Origin of the sequence: Dyella japonica (assembly GCF_040545895.1) — a bacterium.
Lineage (GTDB): Bacteria > Pseudomonadota > Gammaproteobacteria > Xanthomonadales > Rhodanobacteraceae > Dyella > Dyella japonica_D.
In genome coordinates this window covers 352,957-375,015 of record NZ_JBEPMU010000004.1, presented here as the reverse complement: position 1 = coordinate 375,015, position 22,059 = coordinate 352,957, and the positions used below count along the sequence as shown (strand labels likewise).

The following is a 22,059-nucleotide window of genomic DNA, read 5'->3' as shown; positions in this document are numbered from 1 at the left end:
GCGTGGTGCCCGCGTCAAAGGCCGTGGATGCCATCTAGTCCATCTGGCACCCCTGCCCAGCACTATGGCGCGGTCCGTCCGCCGCGCCATACTGCGCCGCGAACCCATCGGAGGCTTTCCTATGCGTGCCCCGTTCGTCGTGTTCGCTCTTTGCCTGGCGCTACCCTGTCTCGCCGATACCCCTGCTTCCACCGAATCGCTGGCCACGCCATCGGCACAGGCCCAGCGCTTTTCCATCGTGTCCACGGCCGGCAAGCACGGCACGTCGGCGCGATGGGTGACTGCCGACGGCACGCACATGGGCCGCGAAAGCATCCTGCTGCGAGGCATGGTGACCGAAGTGGACAGCAGCGCCACCGTGGGCAGCGACGGTTTGCTCCAGCGCCTGGTGGTGCGCGGCCACACACCCAACGGCGATGCGGGCGAGACGTTCACCGTGAAGGACGGCACGGCGCAATGGAAGAGTCCGGTGGACGCGGGTTCTGCGCCCTACCGCACACCCGCCGAATACGTCGCCTTCGGCGGTCCCTTCGACCTCAATGCCGAACTCGTCGAAAAGCTGCTGGCAGCGCCGGACAAGATGCTCGCGCTGCTGCCGGGCGGAAAAGCACGCGCCGAGAAGCTCACCGATGCCACCGTGGGTGATGGCGCCAAGAAAAAGCAGGTGACCGCGTATTCGGTCACCGGCCTCAGCAATACGCCGGTGCCTGTGTGGGTGGATGCATCGGGCCATTTCTTCGGTTTCGTGAACGGCCTGGCGTGGCTGCCCGAAGGTTATGAGTCGGCGCTGCCCGTGCTCGAAAAGGCCCAGGCCGACGCGCTCGCGCAGCATGCCAAGGCCATCGTGCCGCAGCTGCTGAAGACGCCGGCCGGCCCGGTGGCATTCACCAACGTACGCGCTTTCGTGGACGGTTCGCGCTTTGCGGACGGCCAAACGGTGGTGGTGGAAAAAGGCGTGATCACGGCCGTGGGCGACACCGCGTCGATCACCGTACCGAAGAATGCGCAGGTGATCGACGGCAAGGGCAAGACGCTGGTACCCGGCCTGTGGGATTCGCATCAGCACGTATCGGACGACGCCAGCGGCCCGATGCTGCTGTCGCTGGGCATCACCTCGGTGCGCGACCCGGGCAACATCAACGAACAGACGATCTCGCGCGCACAACGACGCGCCAAGGGCGAATTGCTGGGGCCGCACGTCTATCCCTCGATGCTGATCGACGGCAAGGGCCCGAACACGGCGCAGGTCGCGACGGTGGCCACCTCGCAAGCCGAAGCCATCAAGCTGGCGGACAAGGCCAAGGCCGACGGCTTCACCGCCATCAAGCTCTACGGCACGTTCAACCCCGACTGGGTGAAGGCCACCGCAGCCGAGGCGCACAAGCAGGGCCTGCACGTGCATGGCCACCTGCCTGCCGGCATGCGTCCGAAAGAAGCCATCGACGATGGCTACGACGAGATCACGCACATCTACTTCGTGATGATGCAGGCGATGCCCGATGACGTGGTGAAGGCATCGAACGGCATGGGCCGCTTCGAAGGCCCGGGCCGCTACGCACGCAACGTGGATCTCGACAAGGAGCCGATGAAGTCGCTGATCGCCACCATGGCCCAGAAGCACATCACGTCCGATCCCACGCTGGTGATTGCCGAAAGCCTGTACGTGCCCGAGAACGGCGATCTTTCACCGTCGTACGCGCCCTTCGTCGGCGCGTTGCCGCCGGCGGTGGAACGCGGCTTCCGCCAGGGCGGCTTCACCGTGCCCAAGGATCTCACGCGTGCCGACTACCGCGCGAGCTTCGCCAAGCTGCAGGCGCTGGTGGGCGCGATGCACAAGGCGGGCGTGCCGATCGTGGCCGGTACCGATGGCACCGGATTGGAACTGGTGCGCGAGCTTGAGCTTTACGTGCAGGCCGGCTTCACCAACGCCGAGGCACTGGCCAGCGCCACCATCGCCACCGCGCACCTGGTCGGCGCGGATGCGCATACGGGCAGCATCCAGAAAGGCAAGAACGCCGATCTCGTGCTGGTGGATGGCAACCCATCCGTGAACATCGGCGACCTGCGCCACACCGAGATGGTGATGATGGACGGCAAGCTGATGGACGCCAGCGCGCTGCGCACCGAAGGCGGCATCAGCAAGCGACCCGCATGGGAAGAATGAGGAGGCGCCAGTGATGGAGCACTTCCTGATCTTCCTGCTCATTTTCGCCAGCGTGTTCGTTTGCGCGCTGCTGGGCATGTATGCGCGCACGCGCCTGCCCAATCACCATCTCGACGAGGATTCCGCCTCGTCCATCAAACTGGCGGCCGGCCTCATCGCCACCATCGCCGCGCTGGTGCTGGGCTTGTTGATCTCGTCGGCCAAATCCTCGTACGACGCGGTGAACGGCGACCTGCAGCGCAACGCGGTCAACATGCTCCGCCTTGATCGCGCGCTGGCGCAGTACGGGCCCGAAGCCAGGCCGCTACGCGACGAACTCAAGCACAGCTACGCCAACTGGGTGGACCTGTTGTCCTCGGGTGACCGCGAACGGATCGCCGAACTCGACAGCCCGGAGATCCTGCGCCACATCAGCCAATTCCAGCACCACATTGCGGGACTCGCGCCGTCCACACCGGTGCAGCATCAACTGCAGGATCGCGCGCTCGATATTTCCGACGAGGTGTTCGCTGCACGCTGGCTGGCGCTGATGCAGAAGAACGGCACCATCCCCATGACGCTGTTGCTGGTGTTGGCGGCGTGGCTGTGTGTGATCTTCGGCACGTTCGGCTTGTTTGCCCCACGCAACCACACAGTGCTGTTCTTTTTCCTGGTGTGTGCGTTGTCCGCCTCCGGCGCAATCTTCGTGATACTGGAAATGGACACGCCGCTCACCGGCATCGTGCGCGTGTCGGTGGCGCCGATGCGGGAGGCGATCAGCCAGATGGGCCAGTGATACTCAATGCACGTCCTCCATCACGTCGACGATCCAGTCGATGAACACGCGCAGTCGCAGCGGCAGTTGTCGCTGCGACTGGTACACCACGCTGATCGGAAACGGCGGTGGCGGCGTGGCGGGAAGCAACTCCACCAGCGTGCCGCGCGCCAGCTCTTCTTCCACGCGATAGCGCGGGAATTGCGCAATGCCGAGCCCGGCCTCGCAACAGGCGAGATAGGCCTCGGTGCCGCTCACTGCCACGGGCGCCGGCAACGGCACTTCGCGCAGGCGCTTGCCCACCATGAATTCCAGCGGTGAGGCACGGCGCGTGGTGGGCGAGGTCCAGTTCACCGCGAGGTGGCCGTCCTTCAGCTCCGCCAAGGTCTGCGGCAGGCCGTGGCGCTTCACATAGGCCGCGCTCGCCACGGTAACCTGCGAAAGCGTGGCCACGCGCCGCCCCACCATCATGGAATCGGGCAGGTCGCCGCCGCGCAGCACGCAGTCCACGCCTTCCTGCACGAGATCGATGAAGCGGTCGCTGGTGCCGATGTCCAGCTCGATCTGCGGATAGCGAGCAAAGAACGCTGGCAGCGCCGGAATCACCACCTTGCGCGCGAGCGACGAGGCAAGGTCGATGCGCAGCCGTCCCTTGGGCACCACGGCGGCTTCGCGGAAATCCGCCTCGACCGCATCGAGGTCGGCCAGCAGGCGCACGCAGTGGTTGTAGTAGACCTCGCCGTCGCGGGTGGGACGCACGCGGCGCGTGGTGCGCTGGAGCAGGTGCGCGCCCACGCGTTCCTCCAGCCGCTTGATGGTGTGGGTGAGCGTGGCGCGCGGCAGGCTGAGGTCGTCGGCGGCACGGGTGAAGCTGCCCAGCTCGACGATGCGCGTGAACACCCGCATGGCTTCCAGACGATCCATGATTGTTGACCATTTCGACAACAGACATGGCGATTATTGTGCATTTATCGCCAGACCGTCATGGCCAAGAATGCCTGGTCAGCTTCCCCACCCGACCAAGGAACACCCATGCACATGCGACAGCTCGGCAAGAATGGTCCCTCCGTCTCCGCCCTCGGCCTTGGCTGCATGGGCATGAGCGACTTCTACGGCAGCCACCGGGACGACGCCGAATCCATCGCCACCATCCATCACGCGCTGGAGCGAGGCTTCAACTTCCTCGATACCGCCGACGTGTACGGCCCGCACACCAATGAAGTGCTGGTGGGCAAGGCCATCAAGGACCGTCGCGACCAGGCCTTCCTCGCCACCAAGTTCGGCATCGTGCGCGACCCGAACGACCCGTCCAAGCGCGGCGTGAGCGGCAGTCCCGAATACGTGCGCGCCTGCTGCGACGCCAGCCTCAAGCGGCTGGGCGTGGACCACATCGACCTGTACTACCAGCACCGCGTGGACACCAACGTGCCCATCGAGGACACCGTGGGCGCCATGGCCGAGCTGGTGAAGGCCGGCAAGGTGCGCCACCTGGGTCTCTCCGAAGCCTCCGGCGCCACGCTGGAGCGCGCGGCCAAGGTGCATCCCATCGCCGCGCTGCAGGTGGAGTTCTCGCTGTGGACGCGTGATCCGCAGGAGAACGGCATGGTGGAATCCTGCGCGAAGACGGGCACCAGCATCGTGGCGTATTCGCCGCTGGGCCGCGGCTTCCTCACCGGCGCCTTCCGCAGTCCCGAAGATTTCGACACCGACGATTACCGTCGCCAGAGCCCGCGTTTCCAGGGCGAGAATTTCTTCCGCAACCTGGAACTGGTGGACAAGGTGAAAGCGATTGCCGCCGACAAGGGCTGCACGCCGGCGCAGCTCGCGCTGGCATGGGTACTGGCACAGGGCAACGACGTATTCGCCATTCCCGGCACCACCAAGCGCACGCGCCTGGACGAGAACCTTGGCGCCATCGACGTCACGCTCAGCGCGGCGGAACTGAAGGCCATCGATGCGGTATTCCCGCCGGATGTCGCCGCCGGTGCGCGTTACGCGGGGCCGATGATGCAGATGGTGAATCGCTGATCTCTCACTGGCCCGACACCTGTCGATCCGCAGCCTTACCGATTGAGTAGGATTTGACTTACATCCGATCCTGGATGCCTCAGGCAATCTACCCAGGTCGGAGTTTCCACGAACTACGACGACCCCGGACCGGTCGCCCCCCTAGTACCGGTCCACGAGGCCCCCGAAAGGGGGCCTTTTTTTGTGCCTAAGTCGCCAGCCGCGCCGTGGAGTGGACGTCCGCTCAGTTCGACGCCGATTGCCAGGCGGAACGCTCCCCGGCATCCAGTTCCAGTGCAACCGCCCGCCCCTGCGCCGCGGATGCGACGGCCGCTTCGATCACTGCCATCACCGTGATGGCCTGCCGCGGCGTCACCGGATTGGCGCCCCGTCCCAGCACCGCATCGCGGAACGCCGCGTAGTAGCGACTCTGATCACCGCGCGGTGCAGGCACGCGCGTGACCTGCCCATGGCCGTCATGGAGAACCAGATCGTCCGGATCATCGCCCCACTCCGCGTCGCCCGGTCGCACACCGGCAATCAGCTGTGCTTCCTGCTGATCGATGCTCGCCTTCACCAGGCTGCCCTGCGTGCCGTGCACGGTGAAGCGCGCGCTGCCGCCGGCCACCAGCATGCCTGCATGCAGGATGACGCGCCGAGCGCCGTATTCGAGCACCGCGTGCGCCCAGTCCGTCACCTCGGCACCTTCGCGCTGCGTCGCCAGGCTGGCCCATACCCGATCGGGCAAACCGAACAGGCACAAGGCCTGATCCACCAGATGGGGACCGAGATCAAACCACAAGCCGGAGCCCGCCCCGGCCTGCTCGCGCCAGCGTGCACGAACTTGCGGACGAAACCGATCGATGTGCGATTCGAAATGCGTCACCTCGCCCAGTGCGCCCTGCGACATGACCTGCCGAACGCCGAGGAAATCGCTGTCCCAGCGACGATTCTGGAACACGGACAACACGCGCGACTGCCGTGCCGCGACGGCCGCCAGCTCGCGCGCCTGCGCAAGATCGAGCGCGAACGGCTTGTCCACCACCACGTGTTTGCCCGCTTCGAGCGCAGCACGCGCCAACGGGGCATGCGTGTCGTTCGGCGAGGCGATCACCACCACATCGAGTTCGGGATCGGCAAAGACATCGGCGGCATCGGCGATCACGTCGACATCGGGCAGATCGGCGTGGACCTTGCCGGCATCGCGCGACACGACAGTGTCCAGGGCAAGGCCAGGCACGCTGCGGATCAGGGGCGCGTGGAACGTCTTGCCGGCAAAGCCATAGCCGATCAGCGCCACGCGCAACGGAGCGGAAACATCAGTCATGGACAACTCGGGCGGCACGGGGAGTCTCATGATAGGCCATGCCCGTCGACGGCCCGTGGGATTTGGCTTCGCGCGGCGATAACGTTTTGGCGCGCACCATGCGCTGCCCTTCTCTCCGCATCAAGGACGCCGCCATGTCCCTTCGCCCTATGCTGATGGCTGCCATGCTCGCGACCGCCGGCGTGAGCAGCAGCCTTTCAGCGCAAGACGCTCCCGCCGCCAACGCGCCGCAGGCCAAGCGCACCATCCTCGACCAACACGAACAAAGCGGCGTGCCGGGCACGGAGATCGTCCTGGGCACCGCCGATATTCCCGCGGGCGGCGCGGTGGGTTGGCACACGCACAATGGAGACGAATCGGGTTACGTGCTCAAGGGCAATCTCGTGCTCAAGACGCGCGGCAAACCCGACCAGGTGTTGAAGGCAGGCGATCACTTCTTCAATCCGCGCGGCGCCGTGCACAGTCTCGCCGCCGCGCCCGGCGGTGATGGCGGCGTGGCACTGTCGACCTGGATCATCGACAAGGGCAAGCCGCTTGCCGAGCCCGTCAAGTAAGCGCTCCACCTGACTCCAACAAGGCAGGCCCGGCGGCAGGGGCAGGCGCCGCCTAAGCCGGCGCTAAGCAAACCGCCGCTGCGCATCACCCTTGTGAAACAGAACTGTCAAATGGCCAATCCACGCTAGTGCGCTGAATCCAGCCACTACTCAGGCCGCCATGTCTTCCTCTTCCCGTCGACGCCTCGACGCGTCGCATCCTGTCTTGCGTCCGATTTCCCATGCCGTTGCCCTGGCACTGCTCGTCGGCCTGTCCATGGGCATGACGGCTCACGCCGCCGATGCCGATACGACGCCCGCCGGCACGGCGGTGGATGCGGCTTCGTCCAAGGCCAATCCGGGTGCATTGAAGGCGCCGAAGGAACTGGAAGAAGTCGAAGTGCAGGGCTCGTCGGCCACCTCGGCGATCACGCAGGCGCCGACGCAGGCGGATCTCAACATCACCCAGCCGCAGTCGGTGATCGGCCTGGATTGGATCAGCAACCACGTCGCTCCCACCGCCGACTACGCCACCATTGCCGCCATCGCACCCGGCGTGACCAATGTGAGCACGGCCGGTCCGGGCCTGGGCGAATCCAAGCAGATGACGCTGCGTGGCTTCAACGACAACTCCTTCAACGTCACCTACGACGGCATTCCGTTCGGCGACACCAACGACTTCAGCCATCACACCAGCAGCTATTTCCCGGCCAAGATGATCGGCCAGGTGCTTATTGATCGTGGCCCGGGTAGCGCAAGCACCATCGGCGAGGCGACCTTTGGCGGCACCGTGGCGCTGAGTTCCAAGGACCCGACCGATACGTTCTCGTTCATTCCCACGCAAAGTTTTGGCACCTACGACACCTCGCTGACGCACCTTGAAATCAACTCGGGCAAGCTCGACGACCTGGGCGGCGGCAAGCTGATCGCCAGCGCGCAGTACATCAGCACCGATACCGCGAAGACGGATGGCGACACCTCGCGCAAGACGGGCTACATCAAGTATGTGCAGCCCATCGGCGCGAACACCGAGATCACCTTCCTCAGCAACTACAACTACATCAAGTTCAACAACCCGAACCTGAGTTCGCTGACGCTGCAGCAGATCGACCAGTTGGGCCGCAACTTCGGCCTCAACAACGACCCCACCAGCACCAACTGCGCCTGCTACAACTTCCAGACCAAGCAGACCGACCTGGAATACCTGGGCATCCACAGCCTGCTGTCGGACACCTGGTCGGTGGACAACAAGGTCTATACCTACGCCTACGACAACACCAGCCACGAGAGTCCCTACGTGGGCACCAAGGCGTCGCCCACCAACATGGGCGGCTACGTGAAGATCAACAATTACCGCGCCTGGGGTGACACGTTCCAGCTGGTGCACGCCGACGACCACGGTCAGTTCCGCACCGGCGGCTGGTACGAGTACACCAACAACGACCGCAGCAGCATCGCCATCGACTACGGCCGCGGCGGCGCCATCGACGTGAAGCCGGGTGCGTCCACCTTCGGCACGTTCAACAGCAAGGGCGTGTACAGCGGCCCGTACAAGTACACGATGAAGGACCAGCTGCACACCGGCCAGCTCTACGCCGAATACGAGTGGTACGCGTACGACGGCCTGAGCATCACGCCGGGCGTGAAGTACTTCGACGTGAGCCGCGACATCGAGGCGCCGATCAACCAGACCACCAAGACGCCGCTGTACTACAGCCAGAGCTGGAACAAGACGCTGGGTTACCTCACGGCGAACTACCTGCTGCGCGACGACTGGAGCATCTATGCCACGGCGGCGCAGGGCATGCTCACGCCCAACCTCAACGAGTTCTACGTACCCGATCCGACGCTCAACAACACCAAGCCCGAGCAGACGACGAACTACCAGTTCGGCACGGTCTACAAGACCGAGCGCTTCAACGCCGACGCCGACGTCTACTTCATCAACTTCAAGAACTACCAGTTCTCCACCACCGTGCCCGGCACCACCGACGCGGTGTATTACCTGGCCAAGGGCGCGTACATCAAGGGCATCGAAGGCGAGCTGACGTATTACGTCGGTGGCGGCGCCAGCGTGTTCGCCAACGGCTCCCTGCAGGACGCCACGTTCAAGGGCTCCAAGCTCGACATTCCCAACGTGCCCGATCGCACTGCCGCGCTGGGCGTGATGTACGAGAACGAAGGCTTCTTCGCCTCGCTGTACGACAAGTACTCGGGCAGCCAGAAGGCGTACAACTCCAGCTTCAATCCAGACGTCGCCTCCTCGGTCACCTCCACCATCGGCACCGGCGGCTACTGGCAGGCGGCGATGAGCGTGGGCTACGGCCAGAACCTCACCGGCTCGGTGATCAAGAGCTACAAGGTGCGCCTGCAGGTGGACAACCTGTTCGATGCGCACAACCTGGTGATCAACTCGGTGAGCGGCAACGTGGGTTCGTACTACGTGTTGCCGGGCCGCAGCTGGTTCGCTTCCGTATCGCTGGCGCTGTAACGAAGGGGGCCATCATCATGTTCAAGCACACCCTCCTTGCGCTGCTGTTGATCGCACCGACGCTGGCCGCTGCGAAGGACTCGCATGCCAACGCCTACCTCAGCGACGCGCAGATCGACACGGTCATGGCGGCGCTGCCCGCGCCGAGTGCGCCGGGCAGCGCGGAAGACCAGGCCGACCGCGCCACCACCGATCGCGCCTTCGCCGCGCGCTCTTCATCAGATTTCGCCCAGGCGAAGCAGGAAGAGAAGTTCAACGCATTCGACTTCGCCCCCGTGATCGGCGCTGACTTTCGTGCCGACAAGCTTCCGCATGTGGCCGCGCTGTTCAAGGAAGCCGAGCACGAGACCAAGGAAGCCGTCGACCTTTCCAAGAACCACTGGAAGCGCGTGCGCCCCTGTCCGCCGGCATCGGACTGCGCGATGCATCCCGAGGAGTTGGCGAAGAAGAGTTTCGGCTATCCCAGCGGTCATTCCAGCCGAGCCACGGTGGACGCCATCCTGCTCGCGCAACTGTTCCCGCAGGATGCCGACGCGCTGATGCAGCATGCGCGCGACATCGGTTGGCGCCGCGTGGTGAAGGGCGTGCACACCTTGCAGGACATCTACGCCGGCCGCCAGTTCGGCCAGGCGCTTGCCACCGACATGCTCGCCTCGCCGGCCATGCAGCACGATCTGGCGGCCGCTCGTGAGGAATTGCGCTCCGCTGGCCTGGTTTCCATCGCGCCCAAGGCTCCGTGATGCCTGCCTGCGGGCTCCGCATGGCCCGCAGGCAGGTGCCCTCGCCCATGGACGGGCAATTTTTCCCGGGACCGTAACAAAACGGAAAGACAATCGAACGCTGACCCGGCGGCCACATGGCCGCCGTACTTGCTGGCGGGAAACGCGATGCACATCATCCTGGTGGAAGACGATCTGGAACTCGGCGCGGCCATCCAGCGCGCGCTCGACCGCCTGTCGTACACGGTGACGTGGATCACCGACGGCACCGAGGCCATCGCCGCCATGCAGGAGCAGACCGCCGACCTGGTGCTGCTCGACCTCGGCCTGCCCGGCAAGGACGGCCTGGACATCCTCACCGAGGCGCGTCGCAACGACATCCGCACGCCGGTGCTCATCCTCACAGCGCGCGACGCGGTGCAGGCACGCGTGCATGGGCTCGATGCCGGTGCCGACGATTACCTCACCAAGCCCTTCCATCTCGACGAACTCGGCGCGCGCATCCGTTCGCTCACGCGTCGCATGCAAGGGCTGGCCGCCAACCGCATCGAAGCCGGCGCGCTGTGCCTGGACCTGGCCACGCTGGAAGTCACCTTCCGCGGCAACCGCGTGGACCTGACGCGGCGCGAGATGTCGCTGCTGCAGACGCTGATGGAGCGCAGCGGGCGCGTGGTTCGCCGCGACACGCTGGAAAGCTCGCTCTACGGCAGCGATCGCGTGGTCACCGATGGCGCGCTCGACGTGCTGGTGCATTCGCTGCGGCGCAAGCTGAGCTTCGACACCATCCAGAACGTGCGCGCGTTCGGCTACATGATTCCGCGGGAACCGCGGTGAAACCCACCAGCCTGCGCGGCCGCCTGCGATGGATGATCATCGCGCTGCTGCTGTTGTTCCTGTTGCCGCTGGCGTTCTACAGCTTTCGCCGCACCAGTTCGGAAATGGCCGTGCTGTCGGACGCCCGCCTCGCCGAGGCGGCGCATACCATCGCCACGCTCATCAGGCAGGCCGGCGTGCAGACCTTCGCGGGACACGAAGGCTTGCTGGTTCCCGTGCAGAAGAAAGGCGTACTGGCCGCACAGGGCGAAGTCGCCACGCACGAATCGGAAGTGGGTTTCCAGGTGTTCGACCGCCAGGGCAAGCTGGTGCTCGGCACGATCAACCTGATGACCTTGCCGGCCACGCCGGATGATCGCTCCGCGTACCACGACCTGAAGAAGCAGCACCACGTGTGGCGCGTGTTCAACTACGTCGACCCCAACAGCGCCTACGTGATACGCGTGGCCGATCGCTACGACAGCCGCGAGGACATCGTGCATACGCTGTGGCTGGACCACGGCCTGCCCTTCCTGTTCGGCCTGCCGGTGCTCGCGCTGCTGGTGGGCTGGGCGGTGGGGCGCGGGCTGCGTCCGCTCGCGAGCCTCACCACCGCGCTGTCCGCGCGCGAACCCGGCAGCCGCGAACGCATCGTGCTGCCCGATGCACCGCGCGAGTTGCGTCCGGTGCTCAACGCGCTCAACGAACAACTCGACCGACAAGAGGATGCACTCGAACGCGAGCGCCGCTTCAGCGCCGACGTGGCGCACGAACTGCGTACGCCGCTGGCATCCATCCTGCTCAACCTCGAAAGCGCCATGGAGACCATCGACCCGGATGAGATCCAGGACAGCCTCGCCGGCGCGCACGGCAGCGTGGCGACGCTCGGCCGCCGCATCGAGCAGTTGCTTGCATTGGCCAAGCTCGAGGCGGGCGCCGCATCCACCCGCTTCGAGCCCGTGGACCTGGTCGATGTGGCCGGCGGCGTGGTGAAGGAACTCGCCCCAACCATCCAGCGCCGCGGCGTCGAACTGGGCTTCGTCTTGCAGGACAACCGCGTGTTGGTGCAAGGGTACGCGCCGGCCCTGGTGGCGCTGTTGCGCAACCTGCTGGAGAACTCCCTGCGCTACGTGCCTGCGGGCGGGCGCATCCAGCTCGCCGTGGTGCAGAACCGGCAGGAAGCCACCCTGGAAGTGATCGACAACGGCCCCGGCATTCCCGTGGAACGACGCCACGCGGTGTTCGCGCGCTTTCATCGCGAGGCGGGCAGCCGTGGCGAAGGCTATGGCCTGGGGCTTTCCATCGTGGCCCGCGCCGCCAGCCTGCATCGCGCCACCATCGAGTTGCTGGACTCGCCCTTCGGTCGCGGCTTGCGCGTGCGCGTGTCGATTCCGCGGCTGAGCCTTTGAGCGCCCGCCGCGAGGCTGCACGCTGGCGCGCTTTCATGGGACCACTAAGCCACCACTAAGCGCGGCCTGACGATTTCTTAGCGATAAGCACAACGGCAGGCAACCGACATGCAGGCGGGTGCCATCGCGATCGCAAGAACTCAGTAGTCATTAAGCCCCGCAGCCCGAGCATCGACTCCAGTTCAACGGAGGTGTGCCATGAAAAGGTTCGTACTTGCTCAACGTGTCGTGCTTGGCCTGGCGGTCGCCGCGACCGCTGCAGCACCCATGGCCGCGTCCGCACGCGATGGCTGGGGTCATGACGGCGGCTATGGCCGAGGCCATGGCGACTGGCACCGTGATCGTGGCGATTGGCATCGAGGTGGTGGCTACTACGGTGGCGGTTATTACGGTGGCGGCCATCACGGCGGCCACGGCAATGCAGGCGCCTGGATCGCCGGCGCCATTGCGGTGGCGGCGGTCGCCGGCATCGTGCAGCAGGCGACCGCGCCGGCTCCCGTGTATTACCAACCCGCGCCCACTTACTACCAACCGGCCACCACGTACTACCAGCAGCCGCCGACCGTGGTGTATCGCCAGTCCGCGCCGGTGGTGTATCAACAGCCGCCGCAGGATGATGGCCAGGTCATCTACGAGCAGCCGACCGGCGGCTATCAGAATGGCTACCAGGATGACGGCTACTGAGCGGGAAGCTCGTCCACCTTGCTCAAAGAGAGCCCGGCACGTGCCGGGCTCTTTCGTTGGTGGAGCTGACCGAGGTGGCTCAGGGCAAGGTGATGATCGCCTGCAGGCCGCCGCCCTCGCGATTGGCGAGGCGCAACTCGCCGCCAATGGAGCTGATGAGCTGCGCGGCAATGGCCAACCCAAGACCCGCGCCGCCGGTGTCGCGGTTGCGAGACGATTCCAGCCGATAGAACGGCTGCAGCACCTGTTCCAGTTCGCCCTCGGGAATGCCGGGGCCACGATCGGAGACGGTCACGGTAAGCACGTCGGGCGCTACGCGCTGCACCTGCACCTCGGCGGCGCCGCCGTACTTGATCGCGTTGTCGATCAGGTTGGCCAGCACACGGCGCAGCGCCTGTGCGCGCACCGTGGTGGTGGCGGCCACGCTCTCGCTCATCGTCACCGGTTGGCCCATGTCCTGGTAGTCGAACACCAGGCTTTCCACGAAGGCGCTGAGGTCGAGCCGCACCGGTGATTCCGATCCGCCGTGCGCGCTGCGCGCGTAGGCCACGCCTTCGCGCACCAGGTGTTCGAGTTCGTGCAGGTCGTCGATGATGCGCTGCTGCTCGGGCGACGCGTCCAGCGCTTCCACGCGCAGGCGCATGCGGGTGATCGGCGTCTGCAGATCATGCGAGATGGCGGCCAGGATATGCAGGCGCTCCTTCAGGTGACGCGCGATGCGATCCTGCATGGTGTTGAACGCCTTGGCCGCACGCGCCACTTCGGTGGGGCCTTCCTGCGACACGCGCGGACCATCGGCGGTCGGCGTCATCGCATCGGCGGCTTTTGCCAGCGTACTCAACGGACGCGTGGCCAGCCGCACCGCCAGCCAGGTGCAGATCAACAGCAGGATCACCTGCAGGATGAACACGAACGGCAGCCACGACGCCACCGGCTTCATGCGCGGCGTCACCTGCAACGTGAGCGGCGAGCCATCGTGCAGCGTGAAATGCACCTGGTATTGCTCCGGCGACATCGCGATGGTGTTGCCGTACACATGGAAATCGGGCCCGACTTCCTTGGCGATCAGGCTGACGACGTAGGCCGAGCGATCCGTCGCCAGATGCTTCCCGGGCTCGCCGGGCCCAAGGATGTAGAAATAATTGTCGCGCTCCAGCCGGTTGAGCCAGCGCGAACGCTCCGCCGCCGGTAACCGGTCGATCACCGCGACCGAGGTGCCCACGTCGTGCTCCAGCGTGTTGAACATCACCGCCGTGGCGCTCTGCATGCGCTCCATGTAGAGCAGCGCGAACGACAGTCCCTGCGCCAGCATCAGGCCTGCGAAGATGATCAGGTACAGCCGCGAGGCCATGCTGCGCGGCAGCCAGGAACGCCTGCTGGTGGACACGTCGCTCATGAATCCTGGCCGTTGAGCACCACCGGCATCGAGAACACGTAGCCTTCGCTGCGCACGGTCTTGATGTAGGTCTGATCGCGCGCGCCGTCCTGCAGACGCTGGCGCAGGCGGCTTACCAGCAGGTCGATGGAGCGGTCGAACAGTTCGGCGTCACGGCCCTGGGTGAGGTTGAGCAGCTGGTCGCGCGACAGCACGCGTTGCGGGTGGTCGAGGAACACACGCAGCAAGCGGAACTCGGCGCCGCTCAGCGACACCACCGTGCCGTTCTCGTCGAGCAGATGGCGCGCTGTCGTGTCCAGGCGCCAGCGCCCGAAGGCGATGCTGTCGCTGCTTTCGGTCACGCGCAGGTTGGGCGGCAGCATGCGCGTGCGGCGGATCACCGCCTTGATGCGCGCCAGCAGTTCGCGTGGCGAGAACGGCTTGGTGACGTAATCGTCTGCGCCCATCTCCAGGCCGATGATGCGGTCGGTCTCGTCGTCGCGCGCGGTGAGCAGCACCACCGGCAGGTGCTTGTGCTTGCCGCCGCGCAGCGTGCGGCAGAGCACCAGCCCGTCGTCGCCGGGCATCATGATGTCGAGCACGACCAGGTCAAACGCCGAGGTATCGAGCTGCGCGAACATCTCGCGGCCATCGGCGGCGCCGGTGGCGCGCAAGCCGTTCTTGCGCAGGTAGTCCACGATACCTGTGCGGATCCCGTAGTCGTCGTCGACGACGAGGATCTGGTCGATGTGTTCCATGCTGTCTCCCATGATCTGGCGCCGTATCGCCCTGCCTCAGGCTTTGCCGAGCAACTGGCGGATACGTTCTTCAGTGCGATCGTAGTCGCCTTCGCCAACGTGGCGATAGACCACGTGCCCGTCGCGGTCGATCAGGTAGATGGCCGGCCAGAAGCGGTTGTTATAGGCGTTCCAGATACGGTTGTCGTTGTCCGCCACTACCGGATACTTGATGTCCAGCGCGCCAATGGCGTCCTTCAGGGCGCCCAGGTCGCGCTCCTCGTCGTATTCGGGCGTGTGCACGCCGACCACCACCAGGCCATCGGCCGCATAACGGTCGTAGAGCGCCTTGGTGTGCGGCAGCACGTGCACGCAGTTGATGCATTCGCGCGTCCAGAACTCCACCAGCACCACCTTGCCGCGCAGCGACGACATGGTCAGCGGCGCGGAATTGAACCAGCGGGTGCCGCCGTCGAAATCGGGTGCCGACACGTTCGTGGCCGGCGTTTGGGCGCTGGCGATGCCCGATACGCCCGGCCACGCGGCGACCAGGGCTGCACTGAAGGCCGCGACGGCGGCGGCGAGACGCAGGATTTTCATGGGGAACTCCAGGGACTGAGGTGACGGCGCACGCGCCGGAACGGTAGCCATTAGAGCAAGCCCATTTGTATCGGGCATGTCGCCCGCACCGGCTTTTTGTATCGCTTTGTATCCGGCGCGGGGACGCCTCCGGGGCCGGCCAAGCGGCTTTGTATCCGAATGTATCGACGGGGCGCCGTTACACATTTCGATGCCTTTGCGCAGGAAACGCGACACATCGGGGATACGCGGCGGCGGTTTCATGGCCACACCGGCTGATCCACAGCCAACGTCCATCACCCAGCCAAAGGAAACTTCCCATGTCCGACCGCACCGTTCTCTACACCGGCAAGACCACCACCACTGGCGGCCGCGATGGCCAGTCGCACAGCGACGACGGCCAGCTCGACATCAAGCTGTCGCCCCCGGGTTCCGGCAAGGCTGGCACCAATCCCGAGCAGCTGTTCGGCGCGGGCTGGTCGGCCTGCTTCATCGGCGCCATGGGCCACGCCGCCCGTGCACGAAAGATCGTGCTGCCCGCCGACACCCGCGTTTCAGCCGAGATCGACCTCACGCAGGGCAGCGACGGCTATGCACTGCAGGCGCGTCTCCACGTGTCGCTGCCGGGTCTTGATCGCGAGGTGGCGCAATCGCTCATCGAAGCGGCGCATCAGACCTGCCCATACTCCAAGGCGACGCGCGGAAACATCGACGTCGCGTTCTCGCTCGCCTGAGCCACCGCACCCATCGACACAAGGAATTCCCCGATGAATCGCACCCGCGCCACCCTCGCCGCCACTTTCGCCCTGAGCCTTGCCGCGTTCGCCGTGAGCGGCCACGCCGAGGAAGCGAAGAAGCCCATGGAAAAGTGCTACGGCGTGGCACTCGCCGGCAAGAACGATTGCGCCGCCGGCCCGGGCACCACCTGCGCCGGCACGTCGAAAGCCGACTACCAGGGCAATGCCTGGGTGCTGGTCGACAAAGGGACCTGCACCACCCTCAAGACCCCGAAAGGCTACGGCTCGCTCGAGGCCAAGTCGTGAGCAGCACGGAAGTAGCCGCGCTGCGGCCGGTGACGATGGATGCCACGCATCCATCGTCCACCACGCTGACGCGACGGCTGCCCGACGCACTGCTGCTGTTGATCGCACGCCTGGGCATCGCGGCAGTGTTCTTCCAGTCGGGACGCACCAAGGTCGAGGGGTGGCTCTCGATCAAGCCCTCCACGTACGAACTGTTCGCCTCGGAATACCACCTGCCGCTGATTCCCTCCGATTGGGCGGCGCGACTGGCCACGGGTGCGGAACACCTGTTCCCGATCCTGCTGGTGCTGGGCCTGTGCACGCGGATCTCCGCACTGGCACTGCTGGGCATGACCACGGTGATCGAGATCTTCGTCTACCCCGACGCATGGCCGACGCACCTCAGCTGGGCCGCCCTGCTGCTGCCGCTGGCGGCGCGCGGTGGTGGCAAGTGGTCGCTCGACCATCGCTTGCGCCAGCCACGCGCGACGCACTGAAAACAACCACGCACTTCCATCCCTGATTACCGAAAGGACACACCCATGCGTACCTTGCTGAGCATCGCCATCGCGTTGATGGCATCGATGGGCCCGGCCCTCGCCGACGACGCGCCCAAAGCAGCGCCCACACCAACCACCGCGCCCATCGGCGTGAAGAACATCGTGATCGTGCCCGGCGCCTTCGTCGACGGTTCCGGCTGGCGCGTCGTGCACGACATCCTGATCCACAAGGGTTATCACGTGACGGTGGAACAGCCGCGCATCGAAACGCTGGCCGACGATATCGACCTCACCCGCGAACTGATCCGCCAGCAGGATGGTCCCGTGGTGCTGGTTGGCCACAGCTATGGCGGCGCGGTGATCACCGTGGCCGGCAATCGCGACAAGGTCAAGGCGCTCGTCTACGTGGCCAGCGTGCAACCGAGCGAAGGCGAAAGCCTGAGCCAGCTGCTCGGTTCCATGCCGTCGCCGAGCAACGACGTCGTCGCCACCCGCGATGGTCATCTCTACGTCAATCCGGACAAGTTCGCTGCGGATTTTGCCGCCGACCTCACGCCGAACCGCACCAACTTCTTCGCCGTATCGCAGCCGCAGGCCACCACGGCTGCATTCAACGCCACGGTGTCTTCCGCGGCCTGGCATACCAAGCCGACCTGGGCCGTGCTGACCACCGAAGACCACGCCCTCAGCCCCGACCTGCAGCGCTGGATGTACCAGCGTGCGGGCTCGAAGGTCACCGAGATCAAGGCCAGCCACCTCGTCTACATCTCGCAGCCCGAAGCGGTGGCGAAGGTGATCGAGGAAGCCGCCACCAGCGTGCATTGAGCACACCCCACCATCGCACTCCAACAAGGAACTTCGACATGACCCCGATCGCCATCAAGCGCACCAGCTTCGCTTCCGCCGCCGCCCTCGTGGCCCTCGCCGTGGCCTCCATCGCCTCGCCCGTGCGTGCCGCCGACCAGGCGGGCGCCAAGGAAGAACCCGTGCGTTGCTACGGCGTCAACACCTGCAAGGGCACCAGCCTCTGCGCCACTGCCAAGAACGACTGCAAGGGCTTGAACACGTGCAAGGGCCAGGGCGTGGTCGTGAAGACCAAGAGCGCCTGCCTTGCCGAAGGCGGCACGCTGACCGAACCGAAGTAATGCCTCGCGGAGCCTGCATTACGCAGGCTCCGCACTTTTCCTCAGCAGGAGCATCGACATGTTCACGCCACCTCCGACGTTTTCCGGTTTCGGCCTCGGCCTGCGCAAGGAGCACTACCGCGATTTTCTCGAGACCGACGTGCCGGTCGATTTCGTCGAGGTGATCTCCGAGAACTTCATGGTCGACGGTGGCCAGCCGCGCCACATCCTGCGCCGAGTACGCGAACGCCATCCGGTGGCGCTGCATGGCGTGTCGATGTCGATCGGTTCGGTCGATGGGCTGGACCGCGACTACCTGCGCCGACTGCGTACGCTCGCTGATGACATCGAACCCCTGTTCGTATCCGACCACCTGAGCTGGTCGCGCTTCGGCGGGTTCAACTCGCACGACCTGCTGCCGCTGCCCTATACCCGGGAAGCACTCGACCTGGTGTGCCGCCACATCGACATCGCGCAGGATGCGCTGGGCCGCGCGATGCTGTTCGAGAACCCGTCCAGCTACGTGGCCTTTGCCGACAGCGAGATGACCGAATGGGAATTCCTCGCCGCCATGTCGCGGCGCACCGGCTGCGGGCTGTTGCTGGACGTGAACAACGTCTACGTGAGCGCGCGCAATCATGGCCTGGACGCGCATGCCTTTCTGCGCGGCATTCCCGCCGATCGCGTGCGGCAGATCCATCTGGCAGGCCACACCGAAGTCACCGATCTGTTGATCGACACCCACGACCAGCCGGTGTGCGACGACGTGTGGTCGCTGTATGCCGAAGCGATGTCGCTGCTCGGCCCCGTCGCCACCATGATCGAACGCGACGATGCGATTCCTCCGCTCGCCGAGTTGCTGGACGAACTGGCCATCGCGCGCACCATCGGCCAGCGCGCACAGCACGTGGCGGAGGCCGCATGACGCTCGCCGAACTCCAGCGGGACTTTCGCGACTGGCTGACCACCGCCTCGGCCGATGCCTCGCAACGCCTCGACCCGCGCTCGTCGTTCGGCATGACCGTCTACCAGAACAACTACCGCGCCCAGCTCGTGAGCGTGCTCGAAGCGAGTTATCCGCAGCTGCACGCGCGGCTCGGTTCCGAACTGTTCCTCGACGCCGCCATCACCCACATCGATCGCCACCCGCCCCATGCGTGGACACTCGATGCCTACGGCGCGGACTTCGAAGCGACCCTGCGCGCCATGCTTCCGCACAATCCGGACGTCCACGAACTGGCGTGGATCGAATGGTCGCTGTCCGAATCGTTCGTGGCGCCTGATGCGGCAGGCGTGTCTCCCGAGCAGCTCGCGCAGATCGACTGGGACACCGCGCGCCTGCAGTTCTCGCCGAGCCTGCGCCATCGACCCGCAATCACCAATGCAGCCGCACTGTGGTCTGCCCTGCAGCAGGACGTCGAAGTCCCCGAGAGCGAAATGCTCGATGCACCTCGCGCACTCATCACATGGCGGCAGGGCTACACGTGCCAGCTCAAACAGGTCGATACAGACGAATACGCCGCCCTGCAGTCGCTGCACCACGACAACCGCTTCGCCTCGCTGTGCGATGAGCTGGTCGCACGACTTGGCGAAGACACCGGCGTCACCCGAGCCGGCGAACTGCTCGCCAGCTGGATCGGCGCAGGCGTCGTCACGGGCGTCACCTCGGGCTGATAGAACCTTGCTGCACGTCTCGGCAGTCCTACCGGCCGCCCTGATCCACCATCACACGCGGCAGCCGCAACCCGTTCCAGCCCTCGCCCGGCCAGCCCGTGTCCCTTCGGCTTTGACGCGCCCTACACGTTTCGTAGACAAACAATGCGGCTTCAGGAAACGCGGTGCGATCGAGGGGCGCGTGAATACCACGGGGATAAACCGGTATGAGCTGCTGGTCGACTCCGTTGTCGACTATGCCATTTGCCTGATCAATCTGGATGGCACCATCGCCAGCTGGAACCTGGGTTGCGAGCGAAGCACGGGATACAGCGCGTCCGAAGTGCTGGGTAAGCACATTGCGATGTTCTATACCGACGAGGCGCAGGCAGCCGGCGAACCCGCTGCCGCGCTCGTCACCGCCCATGACGAAGGCCGCATGGAAGCCGAAGGCTGGCGGTGTCGCAAGGACGGCTCGCAGTATTGGGTAAACGTCGTTCTCGATCTGGTGAGGACGCCGGATGGCATGGCCATCGGTTATGCCTCGGTCACGCGCGATCTCACCGAGCGCAAGCAGGCGGACGACCGCCTGCGCCACAGCGAGGAACAATTCCGGTTGCTGCTGCAGGGCGTGGGCGATTGCGCCATCTACATGCTCGACCCCAACGGCTTCATCACCAGCTGGAACACCGGCGCGCAGCGCATCAAGGGCTATACGCGCGAGGAGATCCTCGGCAAGCACCTGTCCACGTTCTACACGCTGGAAGACCGTGCCGCCGGCGAGCCGCAGCGCGCCCTGGGCCTGGCCGCCAGCACGGGGCGCTTCGAGGCGGAAGGCTGGCGCGTACGCAAAGATGGTTCGTCGTTCTGGGCGCATGTGATCATCGACCGCATCACCGACGACGATGGCCGGCACGTGGGCTTTGCCAAGGTCACGCGCGACATCACCGCGCGACGCGATGCCGATGCCGCGCTTGCCGATGCACGCGAGGCGTTGTTCCAGTCGCAGAAGCTCGAAGCCGTGGGCCAGCTCACCGGCGGCGTGGCGCACGACTTCAACAATCTGCTGATGGCGGTGATCGGCAGCCTCGAATTGCTCGAGCCGCGGCTGTCGCACGATCCGCACGCATTGAACCTGCTTGGCAATGCGCTGGCCGGCGCACGTCGTGGCGCCGCGCTGACCAAGCGCATGCTGGCCTTTGCACGCAAGCAGGAACTTCAGCCCACCGCGATCGATGTGCGCGTTCTGGTGCACGGCATCAGCAGCCTGCTGCAGCGTTCAGCGGGGCCCACGATCACCATCGACACCGTATTTCCGCTCACGCTGCATCACACCCTGGTCGACGGCAACCAGCTGGAACTGGCCTTGCTCAATCTGGTCATGAATGCACGCGATGCGATGCCCGATGGCGGGCACATCATCATCACGGCGAAGAACGAATCGATCGAACTATCCGGGCATCGAACCGCGCTGCCGCCGGGTGACTACGTGAGCCTGTCGATCACCGACAACGGCCAGGGCATGGACGCTGCCACACTCGAACGCGCCACCGAACCATTCTTCACCACCAAGGGCATCGGCAAGGGCACCGGCCTTGGCCTCTCGATGGTGCACGGCCTGGCCGAGCAATCGGGTGGTCGTCTCGTATTGCGCAGCGAAGCCGGACGCGGCACCACCGCGGAGTTGTGGCTGCCGATGGCCTTCACGGAACAGGTCGCGCCTTCGCGCGCGCCGGAACAGGCCGCACCAGAGGCTGAAGCGTCGAGTGCGCAAAGCATCCTGGTGGTCGATGACGATCCGTTGATCGCCATGACGATGACCGCCGTCCTCAACGACCTGGGTCACGTCACCGTCGAAGCGAACTCGGCACAGGAAGCGCTTGAGCAACTTTCGCAGAAGACGTTTTTCGACCTGATGATCACCGACTACGCCATGCCCGTCATGAATGGCCTGCAGTTGATCGAGGAAGTGCAGGCGCGCTGGCCGGATCTGCCGATCATTCTCGCTTCCGGTTATGCGGAGCTGCCCGGGGGCTCGGCGAGGGACGTCCTTCGCCTGCCCAAGCCATTCGGCCGTGCGGATCTGGTGCGCGTCGTCGAAGCCGCGGTCGCGTGGTCGGCGAGCCGCAAGACCACCGTCTGAACACGTCGCCCACCTGCCTGCGAAC

22 protein-coding genes are annotated in these 22,059 nt (G+C 65.4%); 17 read left to right on the top strand and 5 right to left on the bottom strand.

Annotated elements, in window-relative coordinates; genetic code table 11:
* Positions 1-121 precede the first annotated feature (121 nt).
* Together ABIC75_RS14975 and ABIC75_RS14970 are read left to right on the top strand one after the other, a co-directional pair.
* Positions 122-2,164, top strand: a complete 2,043-nt coding sequence (locus ABIC75_RS14975) for an amidohydrolase family protein (RefSeq protein ID WP_354014678.1) — start codon at positions 122-124, stop codon at positions 2,162-2,164.
* A gap of 10 nt (positions 2,165-2,174) precedes the next feature.
* Positions 2,175-2,939 carry a hypothetical protein gene (locus ABIC75_RS14970; protein WP_354014677.1) on the top strand — a complete coding sequence of 255 codons (765 nt, stop codon included), beginning with the start codon at positions 2,175-2,177 and terminating at the stop codon, positions 2,937-2,939.
* Between the two features lie 3 nt (positions 2,940-2,942).
* Here the strand turns inward: ABIC75_RS14970 and ABIC75_RS14965 are convergent, their stop codons facing one another.
* Positions 2,943-3,842: a LysR family transcriptional regulator gene (locus ABIC75_RS14965; RefSeq protein WP_354014676.1), complete on the bottom strand. Its 900-nt coding sequence runs from the start codon at positions 3,840-3,842 to the stop codon at positions 2,943-2,945.
* Positions 3,843-3,950: 108 nt separating this feature from the next.
* Between ABIC75_RS14965 and ABIC75_RS14960 the strand changes: the two genes are divergently transcribed.
* Positions 3,951-4,946, top strand: a complete 996-nt coding sequence (locus ABIC75_RS14960; protein WP_354014675.1) for an aldo/keto reductase — start codon at positions 3,951-3,953, stop codon at positions 4,944-4,946.
* Positions 4,947-5,169: 223 nt separating this feature from the next.
* Here ABIC75_RS14960 and ABIC75_RS14955 read toward each other — a convergent pair whose 3' ends face one another.
* The gene (locus ABIC75_RS14955; protein WP_354014674.1) at positions 5,170-6,252 is read right to left on the bottom strand and encodes an oxidoreductase; all 1,083 of its coding nucleotides are present in this window, start codon (positions 6,250-6,252) and stop codon (positions 5,170-5,172) included.
* Between the two features lie 134 nt (positions 6,253-6,386).
* Between ABIC75_RS14955 and ABIC75_RS14950 the strand changes: the two genes are divergently transcribed.
* From ABIC75_RS14950 to ABIC75_RS14925, 6 genes are all read left to right on the top strand, one after another.
* On the top strand, positions 6,387-6,806 hold the full coding sequence (locus tag ABIC75_RS14950) for a cupin domain-containing protein (RefSeq protein ID WP_354014673.1): 420 nt from the start codon (positions 6,387-6,389) through the stop codon (positions 6,804-6,806).
* Between the two features lie 160 nt (positions 6,807-6,966).
* Positions 6,967-9,276 (top strand): TonB-dependent receptor, encoded by a 2,310-nt coding sequence (locus ABIC75_RS14945; protein ID WP_354014672.1) that lies wholly within the window; start codon positions 6,967-6,969, stop codon positions 9,274-9,276.
* 17 nt (positions 9,277-9,293) lie between these two features.
* Entirely contained in the window at positions 9,294-10,016 is a 723-nt protein-coding gene (locus tag ABIC75_RS14940) for a phosphatase PAP2 family protein (RefSeq protein ID WP_354014671.1), read from the top strand.
* 147 nt (positions 10,017-10,163) lie between these two features.
* Positions 10,164-10,829, top strand: coding sequence for a response regulator (locus tag ABIC75_RS14935; RefSeq protein WP_354014670.1), 666 nt, complete (start codon positions 10,164-10,166; stop codon positions 10,827-10,829).
* The gene (locus ABIC75_RS14930; protein ID WP_354014669.1) at positions 10,826-12,217 is read left to right on the top strand and encodes a sensor histidine kinase; all 1,392 of its coding nucleotides are present in this window, start codon (positions 10,826-10,828) and stop codon (positions 12,215-12,217) included. The genes ABIC75_RS14935 and ABIC75_RS14930 overlap by 4 nt, the downstream gene beginning before the upstream one ends.
* Positions 12,218-12,415: 198 nt before the next feature.
* On the top strand, positions 12,416-12,901 hold the full coding sequence (locus tag ABIC75_RS14925) for a hypothetical protein (RefSeq protein ID WP_354014668.1): 486 nt from the start codon (positions 12,416-12,418) through the stop codon (positions 12,899-12,901).
* A gap of 79 nt (positions 12,902-12,980) precedes the next feature.
* Here the strand turns inward: ABIC75_RS14925 and ABIC75_RS14920 are convergent, their stop codons facing one another.
* Genes ABIC75_RS14920 through ABIC75_RS14910 form a run of 3 tightly spaced genes read right to left on the bottom strand, consistent with a single transcriptional unit; the run spans position 12,981 to position 15,613 of the window.
* The gene (locus ABIC75_RS14920) at positions 12,981-14,297 is read right to left on the bottom strand and encodes a sensor histidine kinase (RefSeq protein WP_354014667.1); all 1,317 of its coding nucleotides are present in this window, start codon (positions 14,295-14,297) and stop codon (positions 12,981-12,983) included.
* Positions 14,294-15,034: a response regulator gene (locus ABIC75_RS14915; RefSeq protein WP_354014666.1), complete on the bottom strand. Its 741-nt coding sequence runs from the start codon at positions 15,032-15,034 to the stop codon at positions 14,294-14,296. Before ABIC75_RS14915 ends, ABIC75_RS14920 begins: the two co-directional genes overlap by 4 nt.
* 36 nt (positions 15,035-15,070) lie before the next feature.
* A complete protein-coding gene (locus ABIC75_RS14910; protein ID WP_354014665.1) occupies positions 15,071-15,613 on the bottom strand; it encodes a redoxin domain-containing protein in 543 nt (180 codons plus the stop codon).
* A gap of 299 nt (positions 15,614-15,912) precedes the next feature.
* Here ABIC75_RS14910 and ABIC75_RS14905 point away from each other — a divergent pair, with 299 nt between their 5' ends.
* The 8 genes from ABIC75_RS14905 (at position 15,913) to ABIC75_RS14870 (ending at position 22,034) form a co-directional block, all read left to right on the top strand.
* Positions 15,913-16,326 (top strand): organic hydroperoxide resistance protein, encoded by a 414-nt coding sequence (locus ABIC75_RS14905; protein WP_354014664.1) that lies wholly within the window; start codon positions 15,913-15,915, stop codon positions 16,324-16,326.
* Between the two features lie 33 nt (positions 16,327-16,359).
* The gene (locus ABIC75_RS14900) at positions 16,360-16,635 is read left to right on the top strand and encodes a BufA1 family periplasmic bufferin-type metallophore (protein WP_354014663.1); all 276 of its coding nucleotides are present in this window, start codon (positions 16,360-16,362) and stop codon (positions 16,633-16,635) included.
* Complete coding sequence (locus ABIC75_RS14895) at positions 16,632-17,111, top strand: DoxX family protein (RefSeq protein WP_354014662.1); 480 nt, start codon at positions 16,632-16,634, stop codon at positions 17,109-17,111. Before ABIC75_RS14900 ends, ABIC75_RS14895 begins: the two co-directional genes overlap by 4 nt.
* Before the next feature lie 45 nt (positions 17,112-17,156).
* Positions 17,157-17,939, top strand: a complete 783-nt coding sequence (locus ABIC75_RS14890) for an alpha/beta fold hydrolase (RefSeq protein ID WP_354014661.1) — start codon at positions 17,157-17,159, stop codon at positions 17,937-17,939.
* Between the two features lie 38 nt (positions 17,940-17,977).
* Positions 17,978-18,259 carry a BufA2 family periplasmic bufferin-type metallophore gene (gene bufA2, locus ABIC75_RS14885; RefSeq protein WP_354014660.1) on the top strand — a complete coding sequence of 94 codons (282 nt, stop codon included), beginning with the start codon at positions 17,978-17,980 and terminating at the stop codon, positions 18,257-18,259.
* A 58-nt stretch (positions 18,260-18,317) separates the two neighbouring features.
* Positions 18,318-19,163, top strand: a complete 846-nt coding sequence (gene bufB / locus ABIC75_RS14880; protein WP_354014659.1) for an MNIO family bufferin maturase — start codon at positions 18,318-18,320, stop codon at positions 19,161-19,163.
* A complete protein-coding gene (locus tag ABIC75_RS14875; protein ID WP_354014658.1) occupies positions 19,160-19,912 on the top strand; it encodes a DNA-binding domain-containing protein in 753 nt (250 codons plus the stop codon). Before bufB ends, ABIC75_RS14875 begins: the two co-directional genes overlap by 4 nt.
* Before the next feature lie 181 nt (positions 19,913-20,093).
* Complete coding sequence (locus tag ABIC75_RS14870) at positions 20,094-22,034, top strand: hybrid sensor histidine kinase/response regulator (RefSeq protein WP_354014657.1); 1,941 nt, start codon at positions 20,094-20,096, stop codon at positions 22,032-22,034.
* Positions 22,035-22,059: the final 25 nt, after the last annotated feature.